This is a genomic window from Mesorhizobium sp. P2_A8 (assembly GCF_056404935.1).
In genome coordinates this window covers 161,760-181,082 of the sequence record NZ_JBFUDB010000009.1, presented here as the reverse complement: position 1 = coordinate 181,082, position 19,323 = coordinate 161,760, and the positions used below count along the sequence as shown (strand labels likewise).

Annotated in this window: 19 protein-coding genes; 7 read left to right on the top strand and 12 right to left on the bottom strand. The window is 62.6% G+C overall.

The features are described from left to right. Nucleotides 1-72: 72 nt before the first annotated feature. On the top strand, nt 73-579 hold the full coding sequence (locus AC1D10_RS26040; protein WP_477276987.1) for a hydrolase: 507 nt from the start codon (nt 73-75) through the stop codon (nt 577-579). A gap of 121 nt (nt 580-700) precedes the next feature. On the opposite strand, the gene AC1D10_RS26035 is transcribed toward AC1D10_RS26040, so the two are convergent. After that, nucleotides 701-1,003: an ArsR/SmtB family transcription factor gene (locus AC1D10_RS26035; protein ID WP_477276985.1), complete on the bottom strand. Its 303-nt coding sequence runs from the start codon at nt 1,001-1,003 to the stop codon at nt 701-703. A 250-nt stretch (nt 1,004-1,253) separates the two neighbouring features. Here AC1D10_RS26035 and AC1D10_RS26030 point away from each other — a divergent pair, with 250 nt between their 5' ends. From AC1D10_RS26030 to AC1D10_RS26015, 4 genes are all read left to right on the top strand, one after another. Beyond that, nucleotides 1,254-2,561, top strand: coding sequence for an NAD(P)/FAD-dependent oxidoreductase (locus AC1D10_RS26030; RefSeq protein ID WP_477276983.1), 1,308 nt, complete (start codon nt 1,254-1,256; stop codon nt 2,559-2,561). Between the two features lie 151 nt (nt 2,562-2,712). Next, the gene (locus tag AC1D10_RS26025) at nt 2,713-2,913 is read left to right on the top strand and encodes a YgaP family membrane protein (RefSeq protein ID WP_477276981.1); all 201 of its coding nucleotides are present in this window, start codon (nt 2,713-2,715) and stop codon (nt 2,911-2,913) included. Between the two features lie 11 nt (nt 2,914-2,924). Continuing rightward, complete coding sequence (locus AC1D10_RS26020) at nt 2,925-3,887, top strand: efflux RND transporter periplasmic adaptor subunit (RefSeq protein ID WP_477276979.1); 963 nt, start codon at nt 2,925-2,927, stop codon at nt 3,885-3,887. After that, nucleotides 3,884-7,081 (top strand): efflux RND transporter permease subunit, encoded by a 3,198-nt coding sequence (locus tag AC1D10_RS26015; protein ID WP_477276977.1) that lies wholly within the window; start codon nt 3,884-3,886, stop codon nt 7,079-7,081. The genes AC1D10_RS26020 and AC1D10_RS26015 overlap by 4 nt, the downstream gene beginning before the upstream one ends. 64 nt (nt 7,082-7,145) lie before the next feature. On the opposite strand, the gene arcC is transcribed toward AC1D10_RS26015, so the two are convergent. The 6 genes from arcC to AC1D10_RS25985 all read right to left on the bottom strand — a co-directional run bounded on the left by arcC (nt 7,146) and on the right by AC1D10_RS25985 (nt 12,848). Further along, entirely contained in the window at nt 7,146-8,063 is a 918-nt protein-coding gene (gene arcC / locus AC1D10_RS26010) for a carbamate kinase (RefSeq protein WP_477276975.1), read from the bottom strand. A gap of 1 nt (nt 8,064) precedes the next feature. Further along, complete coding sequence (argF, locus tag AC1D10_RS26005) at nt 8,065-9,066, bottom strand: ornithine carbamoyltransferase (RefSeq protein WP_477276973.1); 1,002 nt, start codon at nt 9,064-9,066, stop codon at nt 8,065-8,067. A 17-nt stretch (nt 9,067-9,083) separates the two neighbouring features. Beyond that, complete coding sequence (locus AC1D10_RS26000; protein WP_477276971.1) at nt 9,084-10,298, bottom strand: arginine deiminase; 1,215 nt, start codon at nt 10,296-10,298, stop codon at nt 9,084-9,086. A gap of 13 nt (nt 10,299-10,311) precedes the next feature. Continuing rightward, the gene (arcD, locus tag AC1D10_RS25995; protein WP_477276969.1) at nt 10,312-11,778 is read right to left on the bottom strand and encodes an arginine-ornithine antiporter; all 1,467 of its coding nucleotides are present in this window, start codon (nt 11,776-11,778) and stop codon (nt 10,312-10,314) included. A gap of 217 nt (nt 11,779-11,995) precedes the next feature. Further along, entirely contained in the window at nt 11,996-12,592 is a 597-nt protein-coding gene (locus AC1D10_RS25990) for a cytochrome b/b6 domain-containing protein (protein ID WP_477276967.1), read from the bottom strand. Then, nucleotides 12,570-12,848 carry a PepSY domain-containing protein gene (locus tag AC1D10_RS25985; RefSeq protein ID WP_477276965.1) on the bottom strand — a complete coding sequence of 93 codons (279 nt, stop codon included), beginning with the start codon at nt 12,846-12,848 and terminating at the stop codon, nt 12,570-12,572. The genes AC1D10_RS25990 and AC1D10_RS25985 overlap by 23 nt, the downstream gene beginning before the upstream one ends. Nucleotides 12,849-13,104: 256 nt before the next feature. Here AC1D10_RS25985 and AC1D10_RS25980 point away from each other — a divergent pair, with 256 nt between their 5' ends. Then, nucleotides 13,105-13,602, top strand: a complete 498-nt coding sequence (locus AC1D10_RS25980; RefSeq protein WP_477276963.1) for a plastocyanin/azurin family copper-binding protein — start codon at nt 13,105-13,107, stop codon at nt 13,600-13,602. 542 nt (nt 13,603-14,144) lie between these two features. Then, entirely contained in the window at nt 14,145-14,579 is a 435-nt protein-coding gene (locus AC1D10_RS25975) for a plastocyanin/azurin family copper-binding protein (RefSeq protein ID WP_246675775.1), read from the top strand. A 132-nt stretch (nt 14,580-14,711) separates the two neighbouring features. Here the strand turns inward: AC1D10_RS25975 and AC1D10_RS25970 are convergent, their stop codons facing one another. The 5 genes from AC1D10_RS25970 to AC1D10_RS25950 all read right to left on the bottom strand — a co-directional run bounded on the left by AC1D10_RS25970 (nt 14,712) and on the right by AC1D10_RS25950 (nt 19,203). Further along, nucleotides 14,712-15,098, bottom strand: coding sequence for a hypothetical protein (locus AC1D10_RS25970; RefSeq protein ID WP_477276960.1), 387 nt, complete (start codon nt 15,096-15,098; stop codon nt 14,712-14,714). Between the two features lie 84 nt (nt 15,099-15,182). Then, entirely contained in the window at nt 15,183-16,436 is a 1,254-nt protein-coding gene (locus AC1D10_RS25965; protein ID WP_477276958.1) for an MgtC/SapB family protein, read from the bottom strand. Nucleotides 16,437-16,449: 13 nt separating this feature from the next. Beyond that, nucleotides 16,450-16,899, bottom strand: a complete 450-nt coding sequence (gene trxC / locus AC1D10_RS25960; RefSeq protein WP_477276956.1) for a thioredoxin TrxC — start codon at nt 16,897-16,899, stop codon at nt 16,450-16,452. A 28-nt stretch (nt 16,900-16,927) separates the two neighbouring features. After that, the gene (locus tag AC1D10_RS25955; protein ID WP_477276954.1) at nt 16,928-18,781 is read right to left on the bottom strand and encodes a heavy metal translocating P-type ATPase; all 1,854 of its coding nucleotides are present in this window, start codon (nt 18,779-18,781) and stop codon (nt 16,928-16,930) included. A gap of 35 nt (nt 18,782-18,816) precedes the next feature. Then, the gene (locus AC1D10_RS25950; protein WP_477276952.1) at nt 18,817-19,203 is read right to left on the bottom strand and encodes a DUF302 domain-containing protein; all 387 of its coding nucleotides are present in this window, start codon (nt 19,201-19,203) and stop codon (nt 18,817-18,819) included. Nucleotides 19,204-19,323: the final 120 nt, after the last annotated feature.

The window sequence follows — 19,323 nt, the reverse complement described above, 5'->3', positions numbered from 1 at the left end:
AGGGCGTTTGACACGGATCAAGGATGGCCGGTGTCGTTGCCCGTCAGATGGCTGTTCAAATGGAGAATAACCATGCAGACGAATGAAACCCCGCGGTACGACGCCAGCGTCAACACGACGGGTTGCTGCCCCAAATTCAATCCCGAGGGGTGGGACAGCCAGGACCTGCACTTCAAGGACAAGCGGTTCGTCAAAGCCACAACCCACAGCGTCATGCATATCCCGATGAACATGGGCAGCGTGTTCGCGCGCGTTAACAAGCACATGGAAGACGCCGACGCTTCCGACGAAGGTCAGTTCATTGTGCTGAGCAGAGAGATCTCCCCCTGGAGCAGCGAGCATCTGTTCGCGGTTTCGAAGCCGGTCGCCGGCGAAGAGATGACCACGCTGAGCGGGGACTTCATAACGAAGGTGTTCGAGGGGCCGTTCAGCCAAGCGAGGACCTGGGACGAAGAGATGCGGCAGATTGCGCGCGATCGAAATGCAGAGCCAAGTGACGTGTATTTCTTCTACACGACATGTCCGAAATGCGCTGAAGCCTATGGCAAGAATTATGTTGTGGGCATTGCGGGAGGGTGAATCGCGACCGGGGGACGCCGTTCCGAGGGTGTGTTTAGCTGCCTGCGGCCAGTCGACCATTGGCAGGCCGCTGAGCCGGGTAATATTCGGCGAATCATCGATTCATGCCGGCGCTGTGGAGTCACCGGGACCTAACCTTGGCGATTCTCGTCTCCGGATCGCAATAGATGCCGTAGAGCGTTTGCAGGATGCGCTCGACCTCCACCGAAGCCAGCCGATAATGGACCTGCTGGGCATCACGCCTTGTGTCCACGAGTTTGAGCGCACGCAATTTTGAAAGCTGCTGAGACAGTGCCGACTGGTTCATTGCGACCAGTTCCGCCAGTTCGTTGACGCTCGTCTCGCCATCCAGCAGGTGGCACAGGATCATGAGGCGCTTCTCGTTGGCCATCGCCGCGAGCAGTTCGGAGGCTTCCCGCGCCATCTTGTCCAGCTCAGTGATTCTTATGTTGCGCATGTGAACACATTATCATATTAAGAGTTACAAATAATAATAGTCCGGCGACCGCGTCTGTCAAGCCGATGAATCGATACGCGGGAGATTCCCGACAACACATTCGGTTGATCCGCATCAAGTCGCTTCCGGTCAAAATGGCGCAGGACTAGCCAATGCCTGCGTGGGAACAGCAATGTCGGCGTTGCGCCAAAGCGACGCCGCAAAGGAAGGAAAGAGCATGGCGCATGTTGTTGTCCTGGGTGCCGGACTGGGAGGCACCATCATGGCCTACGAGCTTCGCGACGAGCTGGCCAAAGAACACAAAGTCTCCGTCATCAACAATGGCAGCCACTATTCATTCGTGCCGTCCAACCCCTGGGTCGCCGTTGGCTGGCGCAACAGGCAGGCCGTCGAAATCGACCTCGCTCCGGTGCTGGCACGGCGCAACATTGGTTTCCATCCGCAGGGAGCCAGGCGCGTTCATCCGGCCGAACGAACAGTGGAACTCAATGACGGCTCATCCATCGCCTATGATTATCTGGTGATCGCCACCGGCCCTGAGCTTGCTTTCGATGAGATCGAGGGCCTCGGGCCAGAGCACAACACCCAGTCGGTCTGTCACATCGATCACGCGCTCAGGGCCAAGACGGCCTTCGACGCGCTCGTCGCCAAGCCAGGTCCGGTTGTCATCGGCGCGGTCCAGGGCGCGTCCTGCTTCGGGCCTGCCTACGAATTCACCTTCATCCTCGACAAAGCCCTGCGCGACGCCAGGGTGCGTGATCGCGTTCCCATGACCTTCGTCACCTCGGAACCCTATATCGGACATCTCGGCCTCGACGGCGTCGGCGACACCAAAGGCCTGCTCGAGAGCGAGATGCGCCAGCATCACATCAAATGGATCTGCAACGCCAAGGTCGACAAGGTCGAGCCGGGCAAGATGTTCGTCCAGGAAATCGCCGACGACGGGTCGGTCAGGCAGGCGCATGAATTGCCGCATGCCTACGCCATGATGCTGCCGGCCTTCCGTGGCGTTGCCGCGGTGCGCGGCATCGAAGGTCTCACCAATCCGCGCGGCTTCATCGTCGTCGACAAGCACCAGCGCAACCCGGCCTTCCCCGACATATTCGCGGTCGGCGTCTGCGTCGCCATCCCGCCTATCGGCAAGACGCCGGTCCCGGTGGGCGTTCCCAAGACCGGCTTCATGATCGAATCCATGGTCACGGCGACGGCGCGCAACATCGGCCGGCTGGTAAAGGGCGCGGAGCCCGACGCCCAGGGCACCTGGAACGCCGTCTGCCTCGCCGACTTCGGCGATTCCGGCGTCGCGTTCGTGGCGCAGCCGCAGATTCCTCCGCGCAACGTCAACTGGTCGTCGTCCGGCAAATGGGTGCACACCGCCAAGGTCGGCTTCGAGAAGTATTTCCTGCACAAGATCAGGGCAGGCAAGTCCGAACCCTTCTACGAGCGGCTTGCGCTGCAGGCGCTGGGTATCGACAAACTCAAACAGATCAAGGTCGAGGCGCCTGCGGATGTCCCGGGAGCCTGACCGGCGCAAGCCGCGGCTAGGCTTCTTGCGGACGGCGGTAAGCGGGCGCGGCGAAGGCCCGCAACCGCCAGCGGCAAATCTGGCGCAGCCTCTTGCGGCCAACGATAACATTCCTATATTTAGATATGATCATGTACAAATGGAGATGACGATGTCCCTCGACCGTTCCGTTCTCGCTTTCGCCGGCATCATGGTGCTTTTATCCGTCGTGCTCACCGCCTTTGTCTCGCCGCTGTTTGTCTGGCTGACGGTCTTCGTCGGGGTCAACATGTTGCAGTCGTCGTTCACCGGCTTCTGCCCGGCCGCGATGGTCTTCCGCAAGCTCGGCATCAAGCCGGGATGCGCATTCTAAGGAAGATCCATATGCGCACGCCTCTTTTGTTCGCCGCGTTGCTGGCGGCATCTCCGGCGCTTGCCGGCACGCTGACGCTGGCGCCGACGACGGTGACCGAGTGGAAGGCGGTCTATGGCCGCGTCGAGGCGCGCGACACCGTTCCGGCCCGCGCCCGCATCGGCGGCCTCATCGTCGACCTGGGCGTGACCGAGGGCGAGCAGGTCAAGGCGGGGCAGAAGATCGCCACCGTCCAGGATGACAAGATCGCCTTTCAGGTCGCCGCGCTGGATGCGCAGCTTCGCGCCCTGCAGGCACAGCTTGAAACGGCGCAGTTGGAACTCGCCCGTGGCCAGACACTGGTCGACAAGGGCGTCATCACCGCGCAACGCCTCGATCAGCTGCGCACCGAGGTCGACGTCGCGCGCAACCAGCTTGCCGCGACCGAGGCGCAGCGTTCGGTGGTCGTGCAGCAGGGCGCCGAAGGCGATGTCTTTGCCCCCGGCGACGGCCGCGTGCTGACCGTGCCGGTGACGCGCGGTGCCGTCATTATGGCCGGAGAAGTGGTGGTCACCATCGGCGGTGGCGGCGTGTTCCTGCGGCTGGCCGTTCCGGAGCGGCATGCGGCGTCCCTGAAGCAGGGCGCCGGCATCCGCATCAACGCCGGCGGCAAGGAGTCTGTTGGCCGCCTCGCCAAGATATATCCGCAGATCGACAATGGCCGTGTCATCGCCGATGTCGAGGTCGACAATCTCGATACCGATTTCATCGACGCTCGGGTGCTGGTGCAATTGCCGGTGGCTGAACGTTCGGCGCTGCTGGTGCCTGCAGCGGCGGTCGCGACCCGTTCGGGGATCGATTTCGTGCGCGTCGCTTCCGCCGGCACGGAGACGGAGCGGGCAGTGGTTGCTGGCGAGCGGATGGCGCGCGCTGACGGCGACTATGTCGAGATCCTGACCGGCCTTGCGGCCGGCGACGTCGTGGTCACACCATGAAGGGTGTTGCGTCATTCGGTACTGCCGGTGGATTGACGCGGGCTTTCATCGCCTCGCCGCTGACGCCGCTGTTCCTGGTTGCCGCCCTGGCCTTCGGGCTGGTGGCGCTGCTCACGCTGCCGCGCGAGGAGGAGCCGCAGATTTCGGTGCCGATGGTCGACATATTCGTGCGCGCCGATGGCCTCAAGGCCGACGACGCCGTCAAACTGGTCACCGAGCCGCTGGAGATGATCGTCAAGGGCATCGACGGCGTCGAGCACGTCTATTCGCAGACCCATGACGACCAGGTGATGGTCACCGCCCGCTTCATTGTCGGCACCTCGTCCGACGCCGCCGTACTGCGCGTCCACGACAAGGTCCGCGCCAACATGGACCGCATTCCCGTCGGCGTGCCCGAGCCGCTGATCGTCGGTCGCGGCATCGACGACGTCGCCATCGTCACGCTGACGCTGTCGCCGAAGCCGGAGGCGGCCGCGAATATGACCGCTAACGATCTCACCCGCATCGCGCGCGAACTGCGCACCGAAATCTCCAAGATCGATAATGTCGGCCTGACCTATCTGGTCGGCGACGCCGGAGAGATCATCCGCGTCAACCCCAGCCCGGAAAAGCTCGCCCTCTACGGCGTGACCTTGCAGCAGCTTGCGGCCAAGGTCTCGGGCGCGAACAAGGCTTTTCCGGCCGGGCGCGTGCGCAATCAAGGCGAGCAGATCGACATCGTCGCCGGCGAGACGCTTGGCTCGCCGGACCAGATCGGCAATCTGTTGCTGACCTCGCGCGACAACCGCCCTATCTATGTCCGCGACGTTGCCGACGTCGCCTTCGCGACCGACACCGGCGACGTGCTGGTCTCGACGCTGACAAAGTCGGGGACGGGCGTGACGCGCGTGCCTTCAGTGACCGTCGCGGTCGCCAAGCGGGCCGGCTCCAACGCTGTCGCGGTCGCCGAGGCGATCCTGCACCGGGTCGACATGCTGAAGGGTGGCCTTATCCCCACCGACCTGTCGGTCGAGGTCACGCGCGACTATGGCGAAACGGCCAACGAGAAGGCCAACGAGCTACTCTATCATCTGGGGCTGGCGACGATCTCGATCATCGCGCTGGTCTGGATCGCCATCGGTCGCCGCGAGGCCATGGTGGTGGCGATCGTCATCCCCGTCACCATCCTGCTGACGCTGTTTGCTTCCCGCGTCATGGGCTACACGCTGAACCGCGTCTCGCTGTTCGCACTGATCTTTTCCATCGGCATCCTCGTCGACGACGCCATCGTCGTGATCGAGAACATCTCCCGCCACTGGGCGATGGGCGATGGCCGCGAGCGCCGCCAAGCGGCGATCGAAGCGGTGGCGGAAGTCGGCAATCCGACCATCGTCGCCACCTTGACCGTGGTCGCGGCGCTGCTGCCGATGTTGTTCGTTTCGGGAATGATGGGTCCCTATATGAGCCCGATCCCGGCCAATGCTTCGGCGGCGATGATCTTCTCCTTCTTCGTCGCGGTGACGGTGACGCCGTGGCTGATGATGAAATTTGCCGGACGCGCGCCGGTGCATGCCGACCAGGATCATGGCGGCGGCGGTCCGCTCGGCCGCGCCTACACGATGGTCGCCCGGCCGATCCTGGCCTCGAAGAAGGCGAGCTGGGCCTTCCTGCTTGGCGTCGGCGTGCTGACGCTCGGCTCGCTCGCACTTTTCTACACCGAGCATGTCACGGTCAAGCTGCTGCCCTTCGACAACAAGTCTGAACTCTCGGTGACCATCGACCTGCCGGAGGGGGCCTCTGTCGAGGCAACCGATCAGGTGACGCAAGCCGTCGCGGGCAAGGTTCTTGAACTTGGCGAAGTCCGGTCGGCCCAGACCCATGCCGGAACCGCTGCCCCCTTCAACTTCAACGGCCTTGTCAGGCACTCCTTCCTGCGCAGCGAGCCGCAGCAAGGCGACGTCGCGATCAACCTATCGCCGAAATCAGAACGCAGCCGTTCGAGCCACGATATCGCGCTGGACATCCGCGGCCGCATCGCCTCGCTGGGCGTTCCCGCTGGCACCAGCCTGAAGGTCGTCGAGCCGCCGCCCGGTCCGCCGGTCATGGCGACCTTGCTGGCCGAGATATATGGCCCCGACGGCGAGACACGCCGCAAGGTTGCCGCCAGGGTAGAGGCGGCGTTCCGCTCCGTGCCCTTCATCGTCGACGTCGACAATTCCTGGGGACAGCCGGCACGCCGGCTGCGCGCCACGATTTCCACCGACGATGCGGAGTTCTTCCATGTCCAGGAAAGCGACGTCTTCGACACGCTCGCCATCCTCAATGGCGGGAAGACCGTCGGCTATTCGCACCGCGGCGGTGGCCGCCAGCCGATTCCGATCCGCATCGAGCGGCCGAAGGGCGAAAGGACGCTCGACGAGCGCTTCCTGACCACACCCATTCCGGCCAATGTCCTGCCCGGCGATCGCGGCGTCGTCGAACTCGGCGATGTCGTGCGGGTGACGCCGGAGCGCGCTTCGTTCCCGGTGTTCAGGCACAATGGCCGCGCCGCCGAGATGGTGACAGCCGAGCTTGCCGGCAGCTTCGAGGCGCCACTTTACGGTATGCTCGCCGTCAGCAGGGCCATCGACGCGCAGGACTGGACCGGACTGCAGAAGCCCGCAATTTCGCTGCATGGCCAGCCGGAGGACGAAAGCCGGCCGACGCTTTTGTGGGACGGTGAATGGGAGGTCACCTGGGTGACCTTTCGCGACATGGGGGCTGCCTTCGGCGTCGCTCTGCTCGGCATCTACATTCTGGTCGTCGCCCAGTTCGGCTCGTTCAAGGTGCCGCTGGTGATCCTCACCCCGATCCCGCTGACCTTCATCGGCATTCTCGGCGGACACTGGCTGTTCGGCGCGCCGTTCACCGCCACCTCGATGATCGGCTTCATCGCATTGGCTGGCATCATCGTGCGCAATTCGATCCTGCTGGTCGACTTCATCCGCCACGCAGCGTCGCCGGATAGGCAATTGAGCGAGGTCCTGATCGAGGCCGGAGCGATCAGGTTCAAGCCGATCCTCCTCACCGCACTCGCCGCCATGATTGGTGCGGCGGTAATCCTGACCGACCCGATCTTCCAGGGGCTGGCGATCTCACTGCTGTTCGGTTTGGCCTCCTCGACGCTGCTGACGGTGCTGGTCATCCCGGCGATCTACCGGGTGCTTCGGACCTGATTTGGTGAGGGGCACCATCGACGACCACAGCAGGAAGTGTTCAGCCACTCCGGCAACAGGCGAATTAGGCAAGAATCTCAGCATCCAGCCAGGTACCACGTTCGCCACTGACAATTTCGACGGCGTCATCGAGCTTGCCGATAGCAGCAGGCTTGCCTGTCGCTTCAATGAATTCGATTGCAGCGTTGACCTTCGGTCCCATGGAGCCGGCCGGAAAATTCTTCCCGGATAGCCCCTTGGGGGTCACGCGCCGAAGCGGCCGAGCGGCTGCTGTTCCGTAGTCGACATAAACGGCGTCGACATCGGTCAACAGGAGCAGCATGTCAGCTTTCAACTGGCGGGCAAGCAGCGAGCTTGCCAGGTCCTTGTCGATGACTGCTTCGACGCCGCAAAGCGTGCCGTCGTCCCGGGCAATCACCGGAACACCGCCGCCGCCGGTGCAGATGACGATCACGCCGCGCTCGACCAGGAACGAGATTACAGACGCTTCCAGGATTTCCAGGGGCCTGGGTGAGGGCACGACACGGCGCCATTTGTCGCCATCGGGCGCTATCTGCCAACCGCGCTCGCTGGCAAGCCTATGTGCGGTTGCCTCGTCGTAGACCGGGCCGATAGGCTTCGTCGGGTGAGCGAAAGCGGGATCGTGCGGATTGACCTTCACCTGTGTCAGCAGGGTAGCAAATAGCCTCTCCTTGAGGAGGTTGCCGAGTTCCTGCTCAATGACGTAGCCGATCATCCCTGCGCTTTCGGCGCCAAGCACGTCGAGTGGAAATGTGCGGCCATCCGAAGTCGCCGCTGCCTGCAGGGCCAGAAGTCCCACCTGCGGACCGTTGCCGTGAGTGACTACAATTGAGTGCCCTGCGTCGACCAGATTCGCCAATACAGCCGCGGCGCGCACGATGTTGGCGCGCTGGTTGCCGGCTGTCATCGGTTCTCCACGACGCAAGAGCGCGTTTCCGCCTAGAGCAACGACGATAAGCATCTCAGTTGCCGATCGTTGCCACGAGCAGGGCCTTGATCGTGTGCATCCGGTTTTCGGCCTGGTCGAAGACGATGGACGCTGCCGACTCGAACACCTCGTCGGTGACCTCCATGCAGTCGATGCCGTATTCCTTCGCAACGAAGGCGCCGATCTCGGTATCGGTGTCGTGGAATGCCGGCAGGCAATGCATGAATTTGACGTGAGCGTTGCCGGCGGCAGCCATCACCTCGCTGGTCACGCGGTAGGGCGTCAAAAGGCGAATGCGCTCGGCCCAGCCCGATTTGTCCTCACCCATCGACATCCACACGTCGGTGTAGACAAAGTCGGCGTCCTGGACGCAGCTCGTGACGTCCTCGTCGAGCCGGAAGCGGCCGCCGCTGCGTTCCGCCAGGTCCCTGACATGAGCGCAGAACTCCTCGTCCGGCCAGAGTTCCTTTGGCGAGGCGATGCGCATGTCGATGCCGACCTTGGCTGCTCCCAGGGCGAGGGACAGCGCGACATTGTCCCGGCCCTCACCGACGAAGGTGACGGTCATGTCCGAAAGATGCTTGTGGGTGAATTCCCGCATGGTCATGAAATCGGCGAGGATCTGCGTCGGATGCGCCTCGTCGGTAAGACCGTTGTAGACCGGCACGCCGGCATATGTGGCCAGCAATTCAGCCTGGTGCTGGCCAAAGCCGCGATACTCGATCGCGTCATACATGCGGCCGAGCACGCGAGCGGTGTCCTTCATGGATTCCTTGTGGCCGATATGGCTGCCGGTAGGGCCGAAATAGGTGACGTGAGCGCCTTGGTCATACGCCGCCACTTCGAATCCCGTGCGAGTGCGCGTCGAATCCTTTTCGAAGATCAAAGCAATGTTCTTTCTGACAAGACGCGGAATCTCGTGCCCGGCGAGCTTGGCCGCCTTGAGGTCGGAAGCCAGCTTGAGAAGAAAGCGGATCTCGTCGGCGGTGAGATCATCCAGGGTCAGGACGGAACGGCCATGAAGATTGATCGACATCGGGATTTCCTTTCGGGTCAAATCGGGTCGCGGGCAATCGGACAGGTCATGCAATGCCCGCCGCCGCGGCCGCGGCTGAGTTCGGCGCCTTCGACCGTGATCACTTCGATGCCCGCGCGGCGCAGCAGCGTGTTGGTGTAGACGTTACGGTCGTAGCCGATGACCACGCCGGGCTCGACCGCAACGACATTGTTGCCATCATCCCATTGCTCGCGCTCAGCCTCGTAGCGGTCGCCGCCTGTGGCGATGATGCGCAGCGATTTCAGTCCAAGGGCTTCGGCAACCACAGCCGTGAACGGTTTTGCCTCATCGGTGACCTCGACCGCCGCCTCGCCATCGCCCGGCCGCAGCGAGAAGGTGCGCAACCGGTCAACCACCGGCGGATACAGGGTGACGAGATCGCGGTCGCAGAAGGTGAAGACGGTGTCGAGATGCATGAAGCTACGGTCGCGGGGCATCAAGGCGGCAATCACGCGCGTCGCTTCACCGGAGGCGAACAGGTTGCGTGCCAGGTCACCCACGGCTTGCGGCGTGGTGCGCTCCCCCATGCCGATGAGAACTGTTCCACCACCGATCGGCATTACGTCGCCGCCTTCCAGGCTGGTGCCTGTTCCCAAATCCGGCGACACGAAAGGAATACCGCTGTCGCGAAAGTGGGGATGGAAACGGTAGACGGCTTCGACATTGGCCGCTTCCGGGCGTCTGGCAGGCCAGTACATCGAATTGACAGAAACCGAACCGTAGATCCAGCACGAGCTGTCACGGGTGAAAAGCTGGTTCGGCAGCGGCGGCAGCACGAATTCCTGGGGCGCGAGCGTCCTTCCGGTCAGGCCTTTCGGCTCGAAAGGAAGCTCCGCCCGCGCAATGCCCCCGACAAGGTAAGACGAAAGCAGCTCTGACGGCATTTCGTTGAGCCATCCGCGCAGCTCGCCGACCATGTCGAGCCCGACGACGCCGGGATGAACCCGGCGGTCGAGAAGCCAGTCGCGTGCCTTGGCCAGGCTCATTGTCTCAGCCAGGAGCTCCCCGAAGGAATGCACCAGCACGCCGCGTTCGCGCAGCGCATCGACGAAGACATCGTGTTCCTGGCGAGCCCGCTTGACCCACAGCACGTCGTCGAAGAGCAGCGCCTTGCAGTTTTCCGGTGTCAGCCTGCGCAGGCTGAGGTCGGGACGGTGGACCATCACCTCGCACAGACGGCCGACTTCGGAATGAACACCCAGCTTCGTCATCGAACCAATCCATTCAAAGCGGGCTGACGGCACCGATCCACATCTCGTAAACGGCGAGGATGGCGACGGCGACAAGGGCTGCGGCGAGTGCTGCTTCGACAGGATGGAACACGCGCTGACTGGTTTCGCGCCGGGCCCAGATATAGAAGATGATGCCGGGCGCATAGAGGATCGCGCACATGAACAGGTATGCCGGCCCCGCTGCATAGACGAGCCACAGCCCGTAGACCGTTGCCAGCAAGCCCGCAAAAAGCGGACCGGCGCGCTGCTCGCCGCTCTCGTAGCTCTCGCCCGTCAGCGCGAGCTTGGCCGCGTAAGCTCCAGAAAAGATGTAAGGAACCAGGATTGCGGCCGACGCGATGTAGAACAGGGCCTGGTAGGTGCTTTGCGCGAAAAGCGTGATCACCAGGAAGGCCTGAACGAGCAGGTTGGTGATCAGAAGCGAGATCGACGGCACGCCGCGGTCGCTTTCGCGGCCGAAGAATTTTGGCATCGTGCCGTCCTTGGCGGCGACATGCGGAATTTCGGCGGCGAGCAGTGTCCAGCTCAGGAAGGCGCCGATCACGGACACGACCAGCGCGATGTTGATCAGGATGGCGCCCCAAGGACCTACAATCGCCTCCAGAACACCAGCCATGGAAGGGTTCTTCAGCGCGGCGAGCTCAGGTTGGTTCAGGATGCCGAGCGACAGCAGCGACACCAGGGCGTAGAGCGCGAGGCAGGTGAAGAAACCGAGAACTGTCGCCGTGGCGATGTCCTTGCGGCGCTCGGCACGGCCGGAAAAGACGCTGGCGCCTTCGATGCCGATGAACACCCAAAGCGTCACCAGCATCGTGCTCTTCACCTGCGCGGTGATCGAGCCGAGACTGGCGTTGCCGAGACCTGTGAAGTCGAGCGACCAGACCTGCAGTTTGAAGGCGACGGCAACGACCCCGACGAACAGGACGATCGGCGCGATCTTCGCCACCGTGACGATGAGATTGATGATAGCCGCCTGTCGGATGCCGGCGAGAACCAGGATGTGGATCAGCCACAGCAGGACCGATGCGCCGAGCACCGCCTGCCAGGTGTTTCCATCGCCGAAGGCCGGAAAGAAATAGGAGAGCGCGCTGAACACGATCACTGCGTAGGAAACGTTGCCGACCCAGGCGCTGATCCAGTAACCCCAGGCGCTGTTGAAGCCGATAAAGGGGCCGAAGCCGGCCTTGGCGTAGGCATAGGGCCCGGCATCGAGCTCGGGCTTGCGGGTCGCCAGCGATTGATAGACGAAAACCAGCGCCAGCATGCCGACCGCGGTGATGGCCCAGCCAATCAGGATTGCGAGGGGACCGGCACCTGCCGCCATGTTCTGCGGCAGGCTGAACACGCCGGAGCCAACCATGGAACCGATCACCAATGCGGTCAGGGAACCCAGTCGAAGTTTCGTTGGCGCCGCGGTCGCGACTTTCGCAACAGGGATGTTGAAATCAGCCGTAGTCATGATGCTCTCCCAGATTTGAGGCTCTGATGGGAGGCAGTGAACAGCAAAAACGGGCCGGCAGCTTTGACGCGGGTCAATAACCGTTTTCTGTACGGGGGCACTCGGGCGCTGTTTCTGGCTTTGGATTGCCGCACCAAAGTCGCTCGGACCTGCGCTCCACTTGCACCTCTCGAGATCCGTCGAGGGCGCGAATCGGATTTGGTGCATTGACAGGTCGTCAGGCGATGTCCGCCGGCTTGGCTTTGCGTTTTCGCCCCGTGATCATGGCCCGTACCAGGTTTTCGCGATGGCGAAAGCTTGCCAGCGCAACGCCGCCTATATGGAAAAGGACCAGCACAAGTAAGCCGTGCGCGCTTAGGCTGTGTGCCGTTTCGACCCACGACACTCCGAAATAGGCGTCCGTCGTCATCAGCCAGCCCGTCAACGCAGTTGAAGCCATCGCGGCGATCAACACGACCACCATCGCGCCGCCAGCCGGATTGTGGCCGATATAGCGGGCTTCGCCACCGCTCAGTATTGCCCAGAGATAGCGCAGCACCGTCGCCGGATCGCGCACGAATTGAGAGAACCGGGCATAGGGCGTACCTAGGACGCCCCACAAGAGCCGCATAGCGACCAGTGCTGCGGCGACGTAGCCGGCCCAATGGTGAATGTCCTCTGAGGAATGGGAGGTGAGCCAGGCTGTGACGAAGCTGAGCACCAGCGCCCAGTGGAAACTCCTCACGACCCGGTCCCAGACGCGCACCATCTCTTGAGATGGTTGCGCGTCCGTGGCTATCGAAACGTTCGGATCAATTTTCGCCGGCTTCGGCATTGTCGAGCTTTTCAAGGGTCTCGGCATTGTAAGCCAGGTTCACCTTCTTGCCGGCCTTGTCGACCGCATAGACTTCATAGCAGCCCTTCTCGACCTTGATCTGGCGGACGGTGAGACCTTCGCCGGTCAACTGCGCCTCCAGCGTTGCCTTGGGCTTGAACTGCGATTTCGGGGCGGTGCTGCAGCTGCCGCCGGCGGCGAGGGCCGGTCCTGCAACCATGCCGGCGAGAGCGCCGAGAACGAGTGTGCGATACATGATGGCTCCATTCGGGAGGTTGGGCGCGAATGTTGCGCCTGCGGTTGGGACTTCGATCGTTCGTGCCAGACAGTGATTTCGCCGTCATTGGTGCGACATAGCCAATTGAACCTGACAACTGGCTGACAGATCATCGGCCCCGTTGATGGGCTTGCGCCGATCAGTTTGATTTGGCGCAAGGACGGTGGATGACCTCGCGAGCAGGATGACGGTCGAGACGTAGAGCGCTTCTGCTGCCGTCCTGAAGGAGATCGCCATGAAAACCATATCGAGGAGAGCAGCGCTCGGGCTTGCCGCCGCGATGCTTATGGCCGGCGGAGCCGGCGCCGTCCAGGCTGCTTCGCCTGTCCAGATCTCGCTGTGGGACAAGGGCGCGAGTATGGAGATGCCGATGGGGCTCGCCTATGCGGCGCCCGGACTCGATCTCGCTAAGGCGACCATGGGCATCAAGGCTTTGCCCGGTACTGTGAAGGCCGGGGAGGTCACATTCAATGTGAAAAATGACTCCAAGGACACCGTCCACGAAATGATCGTGATGTACCTTGCCGAACCCGGCAAGCCGCTTCCTTACCTTGAGGCCGAGAACCGGGTCGACGAAGACAAGGCCGGCGACAAGGGCGAGGTGTCGGAGCTCGATCCCGGCAAATCAGGCTCCCTGACCGTCGAGCTAAAGGCTGGAAAATATCTGCTTATCTGCAACGTGCCAGGTCACTATGGGGCGGGCATGTGGGCTGAATTCACCGTCGATCCATAGGCCCTGAACCAGGCTGCCCTACCTAAGACTGTCGCAGTCTCACAAGGTTGCCGGAATCGCCAGTCTTGTCGCTTTGGCCGCCGCACAACAGCAAGGTTACCCCTGAAGGCAAGGTCAACACAAGATACGTGACCGTCTTAAGCCTCGCGATCATCGAGGATGCGAACCGGGCTTGGTGCGCTGGCAGATCGTCAGGCGATGTCCATCGGCTCGGCTTTGCGTTTTCGCCCCCATGATCATGACTCGGACCAGGCCTTCGCGATGGCGAGGGCTTGCCAGCGCGAGGCCACCCGGCAAACAGCGCAAGGTAACGACGATGCAACGGAGCGACCGGTGAGGCCGCTTTGGCCATGTTTGGTGAAGGTGATGCCTCATCCTTGGTCCCTGCCTCCGCTGTCAGCACGTTGTCAGCTTGGCTGTTTTAGCCGGGTGCCGCGACCATGAATGATTCCCCAAACGCGCTTGTGGGGTCGCCGCAAGCGATCAGGAGCCTTTCGAACATGCAGCCTTTCAAGACCGGACTGGTCCTCGTTCTCCTAGCCGTGTCGGCACCCGCCTTTGCCAACGCGATCGTAAACGTCAAGCTATGGGACAAGGACGGCGTCGCGAACCCCGACGCAAAGATGGGAATGGGCATGCCGGCAAACATGAGCATGGCAACGATGAGGATCAAGCTGGATCAAACCGTCGTGCCCGCGGGCAAGGTGACCTTCGAGGTTCAAAACAGCTCCAAGGACGCGGTCCACGAAATGATTGTGGTGCCGGTGACCGATGTCAAAAAGACCACGCTGCCCTATGTAGCAAATGAAAATCGCGTCAACGAGGATGCGGCAGGCCATCTCGGCGAGGTCTCTGAACTCGATCCAGGCAAAACCGGATCGCTGACGCTCGACCTCAAGCCCGGAAACTATGCCGTCTTTTGCAACATTCCCGGCCATTTCATGAACGGAATGTGGGCAACAATCCTGGTCAAATAGGCCGTGGTTTGATGAGGCACCCGCCGCGCCAAAGGGGCGGCGGGTTTTTTTGGTTTCGTATACGTCGTTGTCCCGATCAGCGTTTCCTGCATGATCCAAAACCAACTCGCGCGATCCGCCAGGAGCTAGCCATCAAGGCCGCTCAACCCTTGCCACCTGGTAGGTGTGCATGGCGCCGTTGCGCTCGATCGACACGTATTCACCGGTCACAAACCGTTCGTCGCCGAGATGGAAGCCGATCTCGTCGTCGCGATCGCCTTCGGCGTAGTCAAAGTACCACTGTCCGCCGGGCTTGCGCCTCAGCCGGCCGATCAGATCCTCCTCACCGGTGCGAAAGCGGCGAACACGGCAAGAGGCCCTGTGCGACTTCCATTCGTCGGCATCGATCCGGCCTTCGCCGGTCAATGGAGCCAGCACGTCATAGCCTTCTTCACGGTCGCCTTCCGGGTGGCTTTTTTCACGCGCGAGCAGCAACCGGACATTGCGGAATTTCGGGGTGAGGTCCTTCAAACTGGTCATGGCGAACTCCTTTCACGGAGTTTCATAGATCGGTGGCGCGACCTGGCCCTTGATCCGCATCAAAGATGCTCGAGAACAGCACGTCTATCCAGGCCCAAGCAACAGCAGGGCGCAGATGCCCATGGCCGCGGCGATCAGAGTTGCGAAGGCGAGTGGCAACCAGAACCTGACCGGACCGGCAAATACTGCGAGCGAAAGGCGACCGATCGCGTTTGCTGCCAGTGCCGCGAGCACCGCCTGGCCCACGGTCTCGACGGACACGGAATGCTTGACCAGGCGCAGCGCGCCAAGCACCGAGACATCGACATCGAATGCGCCGGCCAGCGCCGAACTCGCCAGCAGACCGCTCCCGCCGAATTGAGCGGCCAGCCCGGCACTCGCGGTCGCCACGATCGCAAAGAACAAGGCAAAGAGCAGCAAAGGGCCCAGTTCGAATGGATTGCGCGCGATCGCGCTGCCTTCACCGTTCCCGCTGTCGCGAGTCAGCAGCAGCGCGCCGCAGACAGCGAAGGCAAGCGCCGCGGCAATCGCCGGAATGGCGACCGATGCGAGCACGCTTGGCTCGACGATCAGAACCACGGCGCAGACGCGGAGCACCGAAACCATTGCAGCCAGGGATGCCGCCCCGGCGAGCGGCAGCGGATTGCTTGCCGACGCGGCATTGCGGGCAAGCGCCAAGGTCACCGCTGTTGAAGAGACGATTGCACCGGTGAGCGAACTGACCAGCAGACCACGTGTATTTCCCAGAATGCGAACAGCCACGTAGCCGGCGAACGAAATCGAGGCCATCAGCACCGTCAGGAACCAGACTTCCCAAGGATTGAAACCGCCCCACGGGTCCATCGTCCGGTTTGGCAGCAGGGGCAAGACGATCGCCGTCATCACCGCCAGGATCAGCGCCGAACGGAGTTCGACCCAGGTCAGTCGCTTCAGAAGGCCGTGCAGGACCTCGCGGCTGGCCAGGATTGCCGCCAGTGCCGCCCCACCGGCAGCAGCAGCACGATAATCGCCGGCGACGGAAAGCGCGCCAAGGGCAAAAACGCCCAGGCCGGCGATCACGCTCGTGACGCTGAAATCCTCGTCATGGGCAGCCTCGCGCGCCTTGTACCAGGCGAAGATTGCCGCAAAGGCGATGAATCCGCCGACCAGCACGGATACCGCGCCGAGTGCGTTGGCGAGTGCGGCGAGCACGCCGCCGAGCAGGCCGGATATGCCGAATGTCCGGATGCCGGCCGTGCGACTGCGTTCGGGCGCATCCCGCTCCTGCCAGCCACGCTCCAAGCCGACGAGAAGACCTATCGCAAGTGCCAGTCCAAGCCGGGCGATGAGCGGATCCATTGGCGCGGCGATTTCAGGCGGCGACCGTCGGCAGGCGGTCGCGAACCCACCTGACGATCTGGCCTGCCGTCATTGCGCCGGATGTGCGCGCGACTTCGTGCCGGCCATGGAACAGGATCATGGTCGGGATGCTGCGAATGCCGAGCCTGGCCGCAACAGCCTGCTCCTTGTCGGAGTTGAGTTTGATCAGGCGAACATGCGGCTCAAGTTCATTTGCTGCGGCTTCGTAAGCCGGCGCCATCATCTTGCAGGGGCCGCACCAAGGTGCCCAGATGTCGACAACAACGGGCAAGCTGCTGCGCGCGATCTGATTGTCGAAGATCGCGGCATCGACATCTTCGGGATGCCCCGAAAACAGCCGGTTCCCGCACTTTCCGCATTTCGCTTCCACGGCATTGCGGCCCGGTGGCAGGCGGTTGACCCCACCACATTTGCTGCAAACCACCAGATTCTGCTGTGCCATGGTCATCTACCGATTTTGCTCTCAACCACTATGCGCGCCACAGATGGCCATCGCCAAGGGTGCGCAGCGCGTTCAGGATGACCGCTACGTCAATCCCTTCCTGGAGCAGCGCTCCGGCAACCGGGGTGATCTGCCCCATGGCCGCCGCGATCATTGCCAGCCCCGACAGCGCCAGCCCGGCGATGATGCTTTGCAAGGCGATCGATCGCGTTCGCCGTGCAATCCGAACGGCATCGGCGACCGGCTGCAGCCTGTCGGTCAGCACGATGACATCAGCTGCCTCGGAGGAGGCGGTCGCACCACGTGCGCCCATGGCGACACCGACCGTTGCGGCCGCCAGGGCAGGGGCATCGTTGATGCCGTCGCCGACCATCATTGTGGGTGCCCGCGCTTTTTCGGCCTCGACTGCCGCGACCTTTTCGGCAGGGGTCGCGTCGGCGACAATGGCGTCGAGGTCGAGCCGGGCGGAGATGCGCTTGGCCGCCACTCTATCGTCGCCTGTGAGCATAATCATGCGCGCAATGCCGGCAGAGCGCAGCTTGCCGAGTGCGTCATGCGCATCAACGCGCAGGGCGTCCCCGAATGTGAAAATCCCGGCAAGTCGTCCACCGAGTGCCACAAAAACCCGAAGCACGGGCTCGTCGCGGTATCTTTCTTCGCCGCCTTTCGCCCAGCTGGGCAGCGGCTTGTCGGTGAGCACGAGAGTCCGCGATCCCGCCGTGATCGCCATGTTGTCGACCCGGCCCTTCAGGCCCGCACCGCGATGCTCGCGGACATCACGCGGATGCGAAAGCGTCAACTGCTTGCTACGCGCCGCCCGGATAATTGAGTCGGCGAGCACATGGTGCGAGGCCTGTTCCAAAGACGCGAGTAGCCGCAACAGATTGTCGGGGTCGCGACCGGTCGCCACTTCGATTTCGATGAGCTCAGCTCCGCCGATGGTCAAGGTTCCCGTTTTGTCGAAGATTGCGGTCCGGACCTGCGCAAGCGCCTCCAGAGCCGCGCTGCCTTTCATCAGGATGCCGGCACGGGCCGCGCGCGACACGCCGCCGATGAAGGCAACGGGGGCAGCAAGGATAAGCGGACAGGGCGTCGCGACGACCAGCACGGCCAATGCTCTAATCGGATCGCCGGAGATGTACCAGGCGGCACCTGAGACCAGCAAAGTGGCTGGCAGCAGGAACAGCGCAAAGCGGTCGGCCATGCGGATGAACGGGGATTTCGCCGTCTGTGCTGCAGCAACCATGCGCACGATCGCGGCATAGGTGCTCTGCTCTGCCAAGGCAGAAGCCTGCATGCTGAAGGTCTCGCCCGCATTGAGGGTGCCGCTGCGCAGAAGATCGCCCGCTGTTCGCCGTTCCGGCAGCGGTTCTCCGCTCACTGCGGACTCGTCGAGAGAGGCCGAAGCATCGAGCAGGATGCCATCGACGGGAAGCAGTTCGCCGGCCCGAACCAATAGCTCGTCGCCCACGGCAACGTCTTCAACGGAGATGGTCTCGGTCCCCAGCTTTGACGTTCGATGGGCGACACGCGGTGACCGGTCGGTCAATGCCTTGAGGTTCCGTTCCGCACGGCCGCGGGCGAAATCCTCAAGCACCGTGCCGCCGGCATACATGATCGCAACCACCACGCCCGCCAGGGGTTGTCCGAGCAGAAGCGCGGCGGACATCGATACCAAGGCAATCGCATCGACGCCGAAGCGGCCGATCCAGAAATCGCGCAGAATGGAAATCGCGAGAGCCGCCACCACGGGCAAGGTCGCCACCGTCCAGATCATGTCGGCTTCAAAGGGGCCGAGCCCGGTTCGCCAGGCTCCTAAACCAATGGCGAGGCCCAGGATGGCGATGACCAGCAATGCGCGCCGCAGGGTGGACTCGTTCATGCGATGTCCCTCAAGCTTGATGACCCCCTTTGGCGCTAGAGTTCGCGGACCGTCTCCTCGAGCAGGCGCCGCACATCATTCGCGACCTGCGCAAGCTCGCGATTGCCGATAGCGCCCATTGAAGCGACCGGATCCACCGCTGCGACCTCCACCTTTCCCGGTCCGACCTCCGTGATGATGACATTGCAGGGCAGCATGGTTCCGATCTTGTCTTCGGCCTGAAGCGCCCGCCATGCGAAATGCGGATTGCACGCGCCCAGGATCACATAGGGCCTGAATTCTGCGCCAAGCTTGGCCTTCAGGGTCTGCTGGACATCAATCGAGGTCAGAACGCCAAACCCCTTGCTTGCGAGCTTGTCGGTCACGTGGTCGATTGCCGCTGCAAACGGCATGGCGACGATCTTGCTGAAATAATAACTCATCCAACTCTCCAATCATTGACCGCAACAGCTCGTCGCCACTTTGCGAGCGACCTCGCGCAAGAGCTAGTCGCGATGACCGGAGAACGCTTTGATCCAACGCAACGAACGGGCAAGATCGAT